Source organism: Flavitalea sp., assembly GCF_035489435.1.
Taxonomy (GTDB): domain Bacteria; phylum Bacteroidota; class Bacteroidia; order Chitinophagales; family Chitinophagaceae; genus DATHKG01.
Genome location: NZ_DATHKG010000114.1, coordinates 17,161 through 31,703, shown reverse-complemented (window position 1 = coordinate 31,703; position 14,543 = coordinate 17,161). Strand labels below are relative to the sequence as shown.

The 14,543-nt window shown below is 41.8% G+C and carries 13 protein-coding genes, 1 tRNA gene and 1 riboswitch; of the genes, 8 read left to right on the top strand and 6 right to left on the bottom strand.

The window, feature by feature from the left end; all coding sequences use genetic code 11:
• Positions 1-186: 186 nt before the first annotated feature.
• From VK664_RS18580 to VK664_RS18570, 3 genes are all read right to left on the bottom strand, one after another.
• Entirely contained in the window at positions 187-624 is a 438-nt protein-coding gene (locus tag VK664_RS18580) for an META domain-containing protein (protein WP_461400194.1), read from the bottom strand.
• Positions 625-741: 117 nt separating this feature from the next.
• Positions 742-1,128 carry a hypothetical protein gene (locus VK664_RS18575; protein WP_461400193.1) on the bottom strand — a complete coding sequence of 129 codons (387 nt, stop codon included), beginning with the start codon at positions 1,126-1,128 and terminating at the stop codon, positions 742-744.
• Between the two features lie 324 nt (positions 1,129-1,452).
• Positions 1,453-2,733: a 4-hydroxy-3-methylbut-2-enyl diphosphate reductase gene (locus VK664_RS18570; RefSeq protein ID WP_461400192.1), complete on the bottom strand. Its 1,281-nt coding sequence runs from the start codon at positions 2,731-2,733 to the stop codon at positions 1,453-1,455.
• Positions 2,734-2,866: 133 nt separating this feature from the next.
• On the opposite strand from VK664_RS18570, the gene VK664_RS18565 reads away from it, so the two are divergent.
• Positions 2,867-4,150, top strand: a complete 1,284-nt coding sequence (locus tag VK664_RS18565; protein WP_461400191.1) for an alpha-amylase family glycosyl hydrolase — start codon at positions 2,867-2,869, stop codon at positions 4,148-4,150.
• A 216-nt stretch (positions 4,151-4,366) separates the two neighbouring features.
• Here VK664_RS18565 and VK664_RS18560 read toward each other — a convergent pair whose 3' ends face one another.
• Positions 4,367-5,854 carry a trypsin-like peptidase domain-containing protein gene (locus tag VK664_RS18560; protein ID WP_461400190.1) on the bottom strand — a complete coding sequence of 496 codons (1,488 nt, stop codon included), beginning with the start codon at positions 5,852-5,854 and terminating at the stop codon, positions 4,367-4,369.
• A gap of 276 nt (positions 5,855-6,130) precedes the next feature.
• Positions 6,131-7,129 carry an acyl-CoA reductase gene (locus tag VK664_RS18555; RefSeq protein WP_461400189.1) on the bottom strand — a complete coding sequence of 333 codons (999 nt, stop codon included), beginning with the start codon at positions 7,127-7,129 and terminating at the stop codon, positions 6,131-6,133.
• 59 nt (positions 7,130-7,188) lie between these two features.
• Between VK664_RS18555 and VK664_RS18550 the strand changes: the two genes are divergently transcribed.
• From VK664_RS18550 to VK664_RS18535, 4 genes are all read left to right on the top strand, one after another.
• Positions 7,189-7,536, top strand: coding sequence for a 4Fe-4S dicluster domain-containing protein (locus VK664_RS18550; protein ID WP_461400188.1), 348 nt, complete (start codon positions 7,189-7,191; stop codon positions 7,534-7,536).
• 125 nt (positions 7,537-7,661) lie between these two features.
• Complete coding sequence (locus tag VK664_RS18545; RefSeq protein ID WP_461400187.1) at positions 7,662-8,660, top strand: D-alanine--D-alanine ligase; 999 nt, start codon at positions 7,662-7,664, stop codon at positions 8,658-8,660.
• A gap of 48 nt (positions 8,661-8,708) precedes the next feature.
• Positions 8,709-9,515, top strand: coding sequence for a PASTA domain-containing protein (locus VK664_RS18540; protein ID WP_461400186.1), 807 nt, complete (start codon positions 8,709-8,711; stop codon positions 9,513-9,515).
• A 40-nt stretch (positions 9,516-9,555) separates the two neighbouring features.
• Positions 9,556-9,852, top strand: a complete 297-nt coding sequence (locus tag VK664_RS18535; RefSeq protein WP_461400185.1) for a rhodanese-like domain-containing protein — start codon at positions 9,556-9,558, stop codon at positions 9,850-9,852.
• An 85-nt stretch (positions 9,853-9,937) separates the two neighbouring features.
• On the opposite strand, the gene VK664_RS18530 is transcribed toward VK664_RS18535, so the two are convergent.
• The gene (locus tag VK664_RS18530; RefSeq protein ID WP_461400184.1) at positions 9,938-12,301 is read right to left on the bottom strand and encodes a TonB-dependent receptor; all 2,364 of its coding nucleotides are present in this window, start codon (positions 12,299-12,301) and stop codon (positions 9,938-9,940) included.
• 116 nt (positions 12,302-12,417) lie between these two features.
• A riboswitch (TPP riboswitch) is annotated at positions 12,418-12,522 on the bottom strand.
• 285 nt (positions 12,523-12,807) lie between these two features.
• Here VK664_RS18530 and VK664_RS18525 point away from each other — a divergent pair.
• The 3 genes from VK664_RS18525 to VK664_RS18515 all read left to right on the top strand — a co-directional run bounded on the left by VK664_RS18525 (position 12,808) and on the right by VK664_RS18515 (position 14,517).
• Positions 12,808-13,521, top strand: coding sequence for a head GIN domain-containing protein (locus VK664_RS18525; RefSeq protein WP_461400183.1), 714 nt, complete (start codon positions 12,808-12,810; stop codon positions 13,519-13,521).
• A gap of 98 nt (positions 13,522-13,619) precedes the next feature.
• A complete protein-coding gene (locus tag VK664_RS18520; RefSeq protein WP_461400182.1) occupies positions 13,620-14,330 on the top strand; it encodes a head GIN domain-containing protein in 711 nt (236 codons plus the stop codon).
• 115 nt (positions 14,331-14,445) lie between these two features.
• A tRNA-Met gene (locus VK664_RS18515) sits at positions 14,446-14,517 on the top strand.
• Positions 14,518-14,543: the final 26 nt, after the last annotated feature.

Genomic DNA, 14,543 nt, shown 5'->3' with positions numbered 1-14,543 from the left:
AAACTAACTGTTAATAAAAACGGCTATCCATCAGGTAGCCGTTTTTTTATTGGAAGATCAGTTTAAACTGCATTTAACGCTTTGCGGGTATTAATAACTTTATATTCATCTATTAATATTGATCTCTTTAGGTTGATCTCTTTACGTGAATAGCTTTATATTGATCTCTTTATATTTTTATCCGTATCAGAAATAAACTGAATCAAAGGTTGCTAGCAATTTCTTTCCCTGGTACAATGAAAGTTTTTCGCCTTTCACGCGGTAATTGTCTGCTTTTGTTATGGCATCGGTCAGGAAGTTTTCTGTTTCCATCCTTTCACAATACATTTTTGTTGTGATAGCGGTTATTTTGATTCCATTTGTACCAGATAAAACATAGTTTCCACCAAGTCCGTTGCAACCTGCAAAACCTTGTAACTGGTTGCCTTCATTTCTGAATTTTATATGCACCTCACGAGAATTGTCGGGAGTTACAACCGGGCGATCGTTCGCAAGGGAAAGCTTCCAGTAAGTATTTGTTAAAGACGCATTCGGAACATCATTTTTTGTTTTATTCGCACTGCTACACGAAATAAATGCAAGGCTGAAAACCAATGTAAGGGCAAAAAGTATTTTGTTCATCATTATTTTTTTTATTGGTGCAATCAAAAGAAAGATTGCATATCAGAAGGCAAATATTTTCAGAATTGTCAGATTCTTTTTTGGCGGTGTTGTCAGCATCTTTTTTGGGACCTGTACATTTCAACTCTCAGTCTTTGTTTCGCCTGAAATCTTTCTGGGTTTTCGTTTAGCTTTTCCATTCGCCTTAAGCGCTTCTTTGTATTGTTTTTGTTGCTCAGGCGTTAGTGTTTCCATTATCATTTTTCTGCGGTTGGCCAGCAATTGTTTCTGGAGTTCGCGACGCATACCCGCATCTATAGCTGTGTCGGTTTTCAACGAATCTGCTTTCGCTTTTGATTGTTGATTGATAATTCTGAGCTGGCGGGTTTGTTCTGCTGAAAGATCCAGGTTTTTGATTGGACGCATGTCAGGTTTGTCTTTTTGAATACGAATGGTATCACGTTGCTGAGCCACAAGCGCAGATGTTAAAACACAAGATAAAACAGTTAAAAACAGGAAATGGCGCATAATTTTTTATTTAGTTTGAGAACATGATTTTGAAACGTTGATTACCATATAGTTCATTAAAGCACTTAAATGGTGTTCGCTGCAATCCACATATCTCAGACTAAACCAGGCGGCCGGGGTTTAAATCGCCGGATGTTAAAATTTCTTTTGGTTCATTTATTAACCTGGCCATTTAAGACCCTTTACAGGTGAGCAATCAGACTGTTGTATATCTAAAGGGAACGTAACAGACTTTTGTATAAGTAAGGAGAGAGGTAACAGACTGTTATATAAGTAAGGGGAGGTGTTTGATAGAAAACAGCAGATGGTAGCAGTTTCTCAACATTAAACCTTGAAACTGTTAACCAGTTCATCAACCCGGGATTCAACCCCGTAAAAACCCGCAAGCTTCCGGATGATTTTTTCAACCACTGCATCCGGGCAGGATGCACCACTTGTAATCAGTACACGTACAGGGTTCAGCTCCGGCAAAAAGGAACTGCTCAGCAACTCCTGCTTTTTGTGAAAGTCATAATGCAGGATATCCTGCGCAGAAATCAGGCTTGTTTCTGAATTGATGAAATAAGTCGGAAGCTTCTCTTCGCAAAGCTCCACGAGATGAGTAGTGTTTGAGGAGTTGTAGCCACCAACCACGATCGCCAGGTCTGCAGGTTGTTGCAATAACCCGGTTACAGCCGTCTGGTTGTCATTGGTTGCATAACACAGCGTATCCCGTGTATCTGCAAATCGTTCAGGAATATTTTCATCCGTCAGCCGGAAGTGATTTTGAATAGCTTGTTTCAGGTAATCAGCTATCGCCTGGGTATCGGTCGCCAATTGGGTGGTTTGATTGATTACGCCTATACGTTGAAGATCCTTTGAAGCATCAAATCCTTCACTGTAACGGCCGTCAAATTCCTGGTAAAACCCTGCGGGGTCTGTTTCACCGGTGATATAACGGGCAAGCGCAACGGTTTCAGCCATATCAGTAACTACCACAGAAGGCGCTGTAGCTGAAGCATGTGAAAAAGTAGCCCGCGTTTCTTCATGTTTTGGTTTGCCATGGATAACAAGGCTATATCCTTTTGACGCAATCTGATCGCCCCTGTTCCAGACTTTCTCAACGAAAGGACAGGTCGTATTGTATTTTTCAGTAGGTATGCCCAGCTCGTTCAATTCTTTTTCAATAGCAAGGGTGGTACCGAAAGCAGGAATAATAACAATATCATCAGCAGTTAAACGGCTGAAGGGAACCAGCTGTTTTCCATAAGTATCCTGTAAAAATTCAACGCCTCTTTGTTTCAGGTCGGCATTCACCTGTGGGTTGTGAATCATTTCACTGAGCAGGTAAATCTTCCGCCCAGGATTTTCTTCAATGGTGCGGAAAGAAATATCAATGGCGTTTTCCACGCCATAACAAAACCCGAAATGCCTGGCAACATAAATATGAAGAGTCCCGAGATCCAGCAGGGTGGGTGAGAAGTCTTTCTTCATTTTATCGTTCTGCTTACGCCTGTTTTTAACGGCAGTAATAAGCGGACTCCTGTAAACAGATGGAACATTAAATGTTTTCATGACAATGTCCGCAAAGTTACGAAACTGCTTCCAAAGGTTAAAAGGGGTCAAACAAAGTGACCGGTTATTAACCTGTTTAGTTAACAATAAATGCCTGTTTAGTTAACAATTAATGTACAAAAGTGCTGCCTGGCAGTTCAATCCGACCATCTATCGTTAATTTTGAGGCAATCGCAATAGTACTATGGCAGACAGACAGTTTAAAGCAGTATCCTGGAGTATCACTACAAATATTTATGAAGTAAATCTCAGGCAGTATACTGAAGAAGGCACTTTTAAGGCATTTGCGGCACATCTGCCCAGACTTAAGGATATGGGGGTAGAGATTTTATGGTTTATGCCTGTTACCCCTATAAGCCGTGAAAAACGACTTGGAATTCTTGGCAGTTATTATGCCTGTTCAGATTATACCGATACCAACCCTGAATTTGGAACCGTAGATGACTTCAAAAACCTTGTTGGAGAAGCCCATAAATCGGGCTTCAAAGTAATCATAGACTGGGTTGCTAATCATACCGGTTGGGACCATGTCTGGACGAAAACCAATCCCGGCTTTTATAAGAGGAACCAGGAAGGTAGCTTTTATGACAGTCATGGCTGGGAAGATGTGATAGATCTTAATTATTATGATCATAAACTTCGCCGTGAGATGGTGAACGCTATGAAGTTTTGGGTGAATACCTGTAATATTGACGGATTTCGTTGTGATATGGCTCATCTTGTGCCACTTGATTTCTGGAGAAACACCCGTATAGAACTTGATTCGCCAAAACCACTGTTCTGGCTCGCAGAAACTGACGACTCAAATTATTTCGAGGTGTTTGACGCTGGCTATGCCTGGAACTGGATGCACAGCACAGAAAAACATTTCAAAGAACAAATACAGCTTGATGACGTGATGGCCGTTTTATATAATTATGAAAAACAATATCCTGTTGGTTCAAGACACTTATTTTTTACAAGTAATCATGATGAAAACAGCTGGAACGGTACCGAACATGAAAAGTATGGTGAATCAGCCCGGGCACTGGCTGTGTTCTGTTATACCTGGAAAGGAATTCCAATGACCTACAGTGGACAAGAAATACCAAACTTAAAGCGACTTAAATTTTTCGAGAAGGATCATATCGAATGGCCGGGCAAATGTGAAAATCACGAGTTCTACAAAACATTAAACAATTTCAGGAAGGAACACCCGGTATTCCAACAATGCCCTATGCCCTTCCCGACACGTATCCCAACCACACAAGACAGGAAGATTCTTTGTTACAGTACGGGTATAGGCGATGAGGAATTAGTGGTATGCCTTAATTTTTCAGGTGAACAAATTCAGGTTGATCTGCCTGCAGGTGCTTTGGGTGGACTTTATCAAAGTGTGCTCGATAACCGCATCTTTGACTTTAGAGATACTCCAGTAATGGAAGCGAAACCCTGGGATGCTATTATACTACGCAAAGAACCGAAATGATAAACTTTAATGTTTCAAAAACAGATTAAATCTTAGATTTAGTTTCCCCCTTGAATTTAGATCACTGTGCAGATATGATTCGCTTGAGTAATGGATCATCAAAAAAAATTGATTATTACCCAACGTAGGATAAAAAAAGCCTAAGCATGAACAGGTCATCGCTTAGGCTTCTTGGTTTGTTATTTTATCTCTTAAGGTTCAGAGATTGATCAAGGATCAGAGATTGATTACCACTGTATGAATCCCTTCATAACCCTGGTATACACCTTCCAGCTTAACACTTCCGGAAGCTCCATCAATCACCTTTGCTAATTCTGCTACAGTCTTTACCTCTTTGCCATTGGCCTTGAGTATAACATATCCTTCCTGCACACGAACCTTGCTCATGATACCACCCCTGATTTCCGCAATAACCACACCGCCGGTAACACCGATTTCTTTCGCTGCTTCCTTACTTAATTCCTTGAAGCTTGCTCCAAGTTTGTCGATAGCTGAAGTTTTTACAACTTCAGTATTACCTGATATGTTCTTTAGCGTTACAGCAGTGGTTATTTCTTTTCCTTCACGTCTGTAAGTGACATTGATTTTCTCTCCAGGACGGAAAGTTGCAATCTGGCCAACCATATCAGCCGCGTTCAATACAGGTACTCCGTTTACTTTTGTAATTACGTCACCTTTCTTGATTCCTGCTCCAACAGCTGCACCTGCATCCTGTAATCCTATTACATACACACCTTCACCACTTTCAATGCCGTTCTTTTCTTTCTCTTCATCAGAGATGTTTTCAGGTGCGTATTGAATACCGAGATAAGCTCTTTGAACAGTACCGAACTTCATCAGGTCAGCAATGATCTTTTTAACGATGTTTACCGGGATGGTAAAAGAATAACCGGCATATGAACCTGTAGGTGATGCGATAGCAGAGTTGATACCAATCAGTTTGCCATCGGTAGTTACAAGTGGCCCTCCACTGTTACCTGGATTAACTGCAGCATCTGTCTGGATAAACGCTTCAACAGGAGCATCGCTCTGGCGACGGTTTATTTCCAGCGTCCGCCCTTTCGCACTGATAATTCCAGCTGTGACAGTGGTCTCTAACGTTAATGGATAACCTACGGCAAGTACCCACTGACCAACTTTTGCTTCATCCGAATTACCATAAACAAGGAAAGGAAGATTTTTAGCATCAATCTTAATCACAGCAAGATCACTTGCAGGATCAGCACCAATAACCTTCGCTTTAAAAGTTTTCTTATTGCTCAGTGTTACATTGATCTCATCGGCACCTGCAACCACGTGGTTATTGGTAACGATGTATCCGTCCTCACTGATTACTGCTCCGGAACCGGAAGCGGCCTGCGGAAGCGAACGTGAGCGGTCTCCGAAGAAATCACCCATATCCATGTCAAACAAATCGGCAAAAGGATTTTTCCTTGGCAAATTATTTGATGCAGTCCTGTTCATTTTAGTTTTGATGTGAACTGTTGCCGGAATAGCCGCAGAAGAAGCCGGAGTAAAATCCGTTGCAGCGCCTGCATCAAAACCATCCATAAATTTTGCATAATTGGAAGGTACCTTACCAGTATCATTCGAGCCCTGGTAAAAGTATTGATCTTTCAACATTAAGTGTCTGTATCCCCACATGGTTCCAACGGTGGTTAATGCACTAAGAAAGATCACAGCAAAAACCTGTTTCATTTTCATATTCTCTCTTGATTTAGATATTACTTGTTTTCAAATTGCGTGCCTATGACAAAGTAAATAAACGTAACAAAATAACAAATAGTGGTATCGCCTGTTTTGTTTAACATATAATTTACTAAAGTCTTCGTACTTGCTGGTACAATTTAAAACAAAACCGGGCAAACACCAATAAATCCTTGGGGTTTTAACCGTGATTCACTTAAAAAATGATTTCACAAAAAATTCTTGATGAGGATAAAACAAAGAAATTATTAACATGACAGCTTTGTCAAAATTTCAGAGAGACAGTAAAAATTGCAGGGTATCTGCTCCATCTGCAAAATCTGTCAGTCCAGGCTTTTGTGAACTGCCAAAATTCAGCTGGTCCAAACCAATTATACATTGAACGGATTCATTTGTACTAAGGCTGGCCAACAGCGATACCGGATCCTGGTAGGTATCATAATTCAACACGCTGACGGGGGAGAAAAGCGAAGCGTTTTTTCGAAGGATGATGGAGCCATTTGTCATATAATGTTCCCGGTTGATCATCAGCATGGCGAGCTGGTAGTCATAGTTGTTTTTGTATTTGTGATGATCGAAGAGGTAATTGTATTTTTTGAAAGCCTCAAGCAGCGGAACAAAATCATAGTTTTCCGGCACATAGAGCATCGTAACATTCCTGCAACCCAGGCCAAAATACATGTATACATCATCTGCCAGTGCAGAAAGTTCCCCGATTGTTTCATTGCCAGTGATTATGGCGGCGGAGGTCCTGTTTTTACGGATTATATGAGGAAATCGCGAAAAATAATATTCAAAATACCGGGAAGAATTATTGCTTCCCGTGGCGATATAGGCATCACAGCCTTTGAGCATTTCTTCAAAGCGGATCTCCTCTTTTAATGAAGGTTCCTTGTTCCAAAGCCACTCCACCAGGTATTGCAGTAGTACTTTGTCTTTTGAAGACAGTTTAATTGTCTGATGATGGCCAGACAAAAATGTACAAAGAAAATCATGAAACCCAACCAGTGGAATATTGCCCGCCATAATGATTCCAACATCCCCGGGTTTTTTCTGAATCGCCGGTATCTTATATGAAGCCGCCAGCTTTGCCAGCTTATCGCGGGTTAAAAATTCTGTAACTATATTCTGAACACTGAGATCGATAAATTCAGGTATGAACCACCCATTCTCATGATGTGCTCTTTCCTTTGCGGCCAGCCATGAGTATGGCGCAGCTATTATATGTCCTCCCAGTTCTACCAATAAATTTAACCGTTGTTGTAAATCCATCAAACCTTATATTTGTGTTGCAAAGTAACTGTAATCAATTCTAAAAATTTATTAAAAGCATGGCGATAAAAATTACAGACGAGTGTATAAACTGCGGAGCCTGTGAGCCTGAGTGTCCAAATAACGCTATCTATGAAGGCGGTGTTGAATGGGCCATTTCAGACGGCACAAGTATAAAAGGAAAGTTTACATTGCTCGATGGTGTAGTGGTTGATGCGGACCAGCGTCACGCTCCTGTCAGTGTGGACATATACTATATTACGCCTAATAAATGTACCGAGTGCCAGGGGTTCCATGAAGAACCTCAATGTGCTGCTGTTTGCCCGGTTGATTGCTGCGTTCCTGATGAAATGTATGTCGAAACAGTCGAAGAACTCCTTGAAAAAAAAGAGCGTCTTCATATATAAAAATTCTTAACTTCAGGTTTCACAATAGTGAATGTAGTTGAAAAACTACTCCTGTTGGCGGGTGATATTTCCCGTCGTAAAAAGGTGAAGGGAAAATGTTCCTTCACCTTTATTATTTTTGTCAAATGACTAACATAAAGCCTACCATAGCCTTCGTAACCGGGGGGTACTCTACTGAATCAGTAATCTCATACAAAAGTGCGGTCACTATTGAAAAGAATCTTGACCTGGACAAATACAATGTTTACAAAATTGACGTTACTCCAAAGGGATGGTGGTATGAAACACCCGGTGGAACAAAAACTGCTGTGAATAAAGATGACTTTTCACTTATTGCAGATGGCAAACATATCCGCTTTGATGCAGTTTTGATTGGCATACATGGAACACCTGGCGAAGACGGACGTTTACAGGGATACCTGGACCTTATGGGACTACCCTACACTTCCTGTGACGCAGCAACTTCGGCGCTCACCATGAACAAAAGATATACGGTGGCCGTAGCTGGATTTGCGGGTGTTAATGTGGCAAAATCGCTCCACCTGTTTAAACATACCCCAATTGCACCTGAAACCATTCTGAGCCAACTTGCCCTGCCGGTATTTGTGAAACCAAACAGTGGCGGTTCAAGTATCGGGATGAGTAAAGTGAATAAAGAAGATGAGTTGCCAGCTGCACTGGAGAAAGCATTTAAAGAAGATGAACAGATTCTTATTGAAGAATTCATCAGTGGCCGGGAATTTACAGTCGGCGTATTCAAAACTACTAAAGAGATTATTGTATTACCGATCACTGAAGTAAAAACGCACAAAGAATTTTTTGATTTCGAAGCCAAATATGAAGGCAAAAGTGAAGAAATAACACCGGCCCAGATCTCCAACGAAATGACAGAAAACATCCGGGCGACAGCCAGGAAAGTTTACGAAGTGCTCAATTGCAGGGGTGTCGTGAGAATTGACTTTATTTATGATGAGAAAAAATCGGCACCTTTTATGTTGGAAATCAATACGATACCCGGACAAAGCGAAGCGAGCATAATACCACAGCAGGTAAAAGTGTTAGGCTGGACACTCAAAGAATTTTATAGTGCCCTGATCGAAGATGCGTTGAGTCGAAAATCCTGATTATTTTCACGAACTTAATAACAAACAGATAATTAATATTTTCAGCCTGTGTTTAAATTTATCAGCGGTAAGCCGCTATGGGTTCATATCCTGATCAGCCTCGTACTCGTGTTCCTGGTCCTGTTCTTTTTTCTCAGCTATCTGGACGTGCTCACCAAACATGGCAAGATATTGACGATTCCCTCAGTGAATGGTAAAGACCTTGCCGAAGCGACCAGGCTGCTGGAAGAAAGGGGCTTTGATGTGGAATTGCAAGACTCGGTTTATGTTGATACTGCCAGGGCGAATTCGGTTGTCCGCCAGTTTCCGGATGCGGATGCCGTAGTAAAGGTGAATCGTACCGTTTACCTCACGGTCAATCGTTCCGTTCCACCTGTTATCGAAATGCCAAATTTTATGAGCATGACCTTCAGGAGTGCCGAGGTTGCACTTAAACAGTATGGACTTCAGCTGGAAGACACCGTTTACCGGCATGATTTTGCCAAAAATGCGGTTCTTGACCAATTGTATAACGGCAATTCTATAAAACCAGGATCTAAAATTTCAATGGGCAGCAAAATTACGCTGGTACTGGGTTCAGGACTTGGACAGGATGAGTTTGCGGTTCCTGACCTGGTTGGGTTGACTTATGAGCAGGCCAGGGCTTTGCTGGAAGGAAATGGACTCGCAATAGGGGCTTCTATATTTGACCGGGATGTAGTTGATTCGGCAAATTCATATGTTTACTTGCAACGGCCTGAAAAGATGACAGCCGATAACAGGGTAATCCGTATCAGGCAGGGACAATCCATAGATGTTTTTCTCGGAGTTAAAAAGCCCGAAAAACCTGTTGATTCATCCGGTGTATTATATTAATGTCCGATTTGTTGATTGGTTTATCTGAAAAAATTATAACATGGAAAATATCACAGTAGAAGAAGTAAAGAAAAGATTAGATGCCGGCGACAACCTACATCTGGTTGATGTGCGTGAACCATCGGAAAATGCAGAATTTAATATCGGTGGCAAACTGGTTCCCCTGGGAAAGATCAGAACAATGGATGTACCTGAACTCGAGGATCTGAAAGACCAGGAAGTGATATGTTACTGCAGAAGCGGTGCAAGAAGCGGACAGGCCTGTATGATCCTGGAATCAATGGGCTTTACAAATACCAAAAACCTGGTTGGCGGGATGTTGGCGTGGAAGGAATAAGGACTGTAAAGAAAGTTATGAGTTATGAGTGATGAGTTATGAGTGAGTGATGAGTTGTATTTCACTCATCACTCATAACTTGTCATCAGAGTTTAATATTCAAACTAACCATAACGTTTGCCCCTGCCATCGGGAAATAATAGTTTTCGGTTGTTAGTTCTCCACCATAATAATAGCTGAAAGTATAACCGTTTGATTCGTATTTGCGGTTGAAGATATTATAGACCTGGGCGCTCAGGTTTATTTCTTTTGCCAGCAACCGCCGCAAGCTATAAGAGAGGCGAACATCCTGCACGAAATAATCATCAATGCTTCTTGACCTGGACGATGTGTTGTCAAGATATTGACGACTGACGTATTTACTAAAGAGATTTATCTCAAGATTTTTAACCGGCACCAGATTAACACCCGCGAACCCTGTTACGGCCGGTGAAAACGAGATATCAGTTTCACCATGAGGGATGACTTTCTGCCCACCTGCATCATAATCATCAATGTATTCAGTAAAATTGTTAATCCGGTTACGGCTTAAAGTAAGATTTCCTGAAATGTTCAACCAATCTGTAAGCACAGCCTTACCCTGCAGTTCAATTCCCATCCTGTAGCTGTCTGGAATATTGGTCCTTGTCTGCCCTCCGACATCATTGATCTTGCCGGTTTGCACAAGTTGATTTTTGTAAAGCATATAATATAACACAAGCCCCCAGCTATACTGCCCTTCTCTTTTCTCAATCCCTGCTTCGAAGTCATGCATGCGTTCAGGACTCGGTTGCTGGGTGATGCCTGCTTCAAAATCGTCACGGTTTGGTTCTTTGTTACCCATGGCATAAGAGGCATAAACCTGGTAATTATTTTTATTATATGATAAACCAAGTTTAGGATTTACAAAATCGTAGGTGTTCCTGATCAGGAGGGTCGGATTGTTGCGGAACCCGCCAAGATCATACAGGATTCTTCGGTATTGAATGTCTCCAAAAATCTCCAGGCCAGGCATGATGGAATATTGGTATTTCGCATAGGCGTTTACGTCAGTCTTGTAAGCATCAAGATCATACCATTTGTATTGGTTTGGAAACCCTGCTGCGGCCCAGGGTACCAGTCCGAAATGATTTCCATCGTACCGGTTCCATCCGCCGCCAGCGGTGAGCTCGGACCGGTCTGTTTTATATTGCAGGGAGATGACTTGTCCATAATATTTGTTGTCAAGCCATAGCTGGCGAACAAGATCGGTTTCTTTGCTGGTGTCAGTACCGCTGATGAAATTTGGCAGACCATAGTCTGAATATAATTCCCCCGCCTGGTAATTTTCATAATAACCTTTACCGTTGGACAGAAAAAAAGCAGTGTTGAAACTAAGCCTGGTATTGAACTGGTGATTAAAAAGTAACTGGAAATGATCCTGCTGATAATTGTCTGTTTCGTTATCATAAGGCGTACCTGGTTTTTCAGTGCCCGACGAATTATATGTTCTGTTTGAATCGAGGTAACTTTCCGGTATACCGTTCCAGGATTGATATGTTTTCTCTTTTCCTGAAAAAACATTTAGCCTTAGCGCGGATTTTTTTGACAGATAAGCCCCGGATATAAAAAACGAACTCAGATCACTGCTTGCCCTGTCTACATAGCCATCGCTGGAGATTTTTGATAAACGGGCATCGATTGTAAAATGATCCGCGATGATGCCGCTCCCTGCTTTCACTGTATGTTTCCAGGTGTTGAATGAACCCAGGCTGTTATTGATCTCCGCATAAGGAGAGGTGTTCACTTCATTGGTGCTGAAATTCATTGTTGCTCCAAATGCACCTGCACCATTGGAAGAAGTTCCTACACCACGTTGTATCTGTACGCTGTTAATTGATGACGCGAAATCCGGCAGATTAACAAAAAACAAGCCCTGTGATTCAGCATCATTGTAGGGAATGCCATTGATAGTCATGTTTATCCGGGTCGCATCTGACCCCCGGATCCTTATACCTGTATAGCCAACCCCGTTACCGGCGTCTGAATTAATGACAACGGAAGGAGTCTGATTTAGGATATAAGGAATGTCCTGGGCGAAATTCAGCTTTTCAATGTCTTTTTTTGCCAGGTTGGTTTTGGTGAAAGGGGCCTTATCGCCCGCCCTGATGGCCTTCACTTCTACAGGTTGCATCATCAGGTTGAATCTCTGCAAAGCCACGGAAATGTCAGTCTCGTTCCCTGTAAGTTTTTGTTCATTGCTGCGATAACCCAGGCTACTGACTTTGAGCGGTTGATTGCTCCGGCCCGGGTTTCGGAAATAGAAATAACCCGAATCGTTGGTGAGTGTGGTTGACTCATCTCCTAATTCTACTGTTGCCGCTGCTACTGCGGTGCCGGTGGTGGCGTCTGTTACTCTGCCGCGTATTTGCTGGGAGAGCACAGTCTGGGAAATCAATAAGTAGCAAATCCCCAAAAACAATTTTTGCATGTCCATTAAAGTTTAAATGGTGTCCCGTGAACAAACCGCTATTTATTTGAAGCGATCCTGTAAACGGAATAAAAATTGATTTGAAGGAAATGCTGCGGAAAAGAAGTGTAGGTGTGAATGCTAAAAACTACCTTCCCTGCGCAGGCATTACCCTGTCCAGGTTCTACGGGTATTATCTCAGCCTTGCCGGTTTTAACCGCAAAGCACCCCGAGGAATCTGAGAAATGTCCGGTGTTCGGACGGCTGCAAATATAGTAACAATTTTTTTTTCTGCTGTAACATTTGCAGGTTGAGAGCCGTCACACTTAAATAATACAAGATAGCCCGGTTTGAAACATTTTGATAATATCAGCTACTTTACGAAAGTTCAACGACAGCTAATAAAAACCGCATAAATGAACGTGTCAATTATTTGATTGCATAAATAATCGGATCAATCATTAAATCATATAAATCTATCACCACTTAATATTTATCACTGCTTAATATTTTTAACAATGAAACATATGAAATCACTCAGCCTTTTTTTATTCGGATTTCTTTTTGCGTTTACAACATTTGCACAAACAGCTATAAAGGACGCAAATGCGGAAGTGAGACCAGCTAAAAACTTTCATGCAGTCCGCGTTTCCAGTGGCATTGAACTGATCCTGGTACAGGGAAATGAAGAAGCACTTGCGGTAAGCGCGGTAAATGAAGAACATCGTAAAAATATAAAGACCGTGGTAGATGATGGTGTTCTTAAGATCACCTATGACAACAGTGTATGGAGAAAAAATCAGGGTAACAGGAAACTGAAAGCTTATGTTTCTGCCGTAAAAATCGATGACATCCATGTATCTTCCGGAGCCACTGTGAAAATCGATGGCAAGCTGAAATCGCCGGAGCTGGGAATAGATGTTTCAAGTGGTGCAAATTTCAAAGGTGAAATAAATGCCGACCGTCTTGTTGTGGATCAAAGCAGTGGATCGGTGGTGGATATTTCAGGCGCCGCGGGAATTCTGAAAGTAGAAGGCAGCAGTGGAAGTGTATTCAATGGTTATGATCTTACAGTAGAAAATGGCGAAGCAGATATCAGCAGCGGTGGTCTGATCCATGTAACTGTGAACAAAGAACTTTCAGCAGAAGCCAGCAGTGGTGGATCGATATCTTATAAAGGAAATGGTGTGATCAGGAACATCAAAACCGGCAGTGGTGGCAGTGTTCAGAAAAAAAGCTAATGCTGGTCTGTTTAAGCTCCCTCAAACACTTCAAACAATTAAATAACTAAATAATTCATCACTAACCACTAACAACTCACCACTAATTATACAATGTCATGAAAAAGATGCTTTCAATACTTGCCTTCTCTGTTTTAGTAATTTCGGCAAGAGCCCAACAGATAAACGACCCGAATGTTGAAGTAAGGCCACTAAAAGGTTTTAATTCCATCAAAGTTTCAAACGCTATCGACCTGTATTTGTCACAGGGTGACGAAGAAGCCGTAGCTGTGAGTGCTGACAAAGTTGCCTGGCGTAATCATATCAAAACTTCCGTACAGGGAGGAGTTTTAAAAATATGGTATGAAAATACCGGCGATGGATTTAAGATGGGAAACCGTAAACTGAAGGCATATGTGTCAGTTAGGGATTTAGTAAACCTGGAAGCCTCCGGTGCATCCGACGTTGTAATAAAAGGAAAGCTGACCGGTGGTGACGTTCGTATTGAAATGAACGGAGCGAGTGATTTTAAAGGAAGTGTTGATCTCAAATCGCTTGACCTGAAATTGAATGGCGCCTCTGATGCAACTATCACCGGTAGGGTAGTATCACTGAAAGTGGATGCAAACGGCGCGAGCGACCTGAAAGGATATGAACTCGAAACCGATGTTTGTACCGCGGAAGCAAGCGGAGCCTCAGATATTAAAATCACAGTCAATAAAGAATTAAGTGCCCGTGCTTCAGGAGCAAGCGGGGTATATTATAAAGGAAGCGGGGTAATCAGGGACATTAAATCCAGTGGTGCCAGCAGCATATCAAAAAAAGGATAAGTATCTCTAAAAAAGGATTACAAGTTAATTAAATCAGAAATGATTGAATCTTTATACAAAAGGTTCAATCATTTTTGGTTTAAATGATGAAACGACATACATTTGCAACCCACATCGCGAAGTAGAGCAGCGGTAGCTCGTCGGGCTCATAACCCGAAGGTCGGAGGTTCGATCCCTCCCTTCGCAACAAAATCAAGGCTCCCAGGAGCCTTT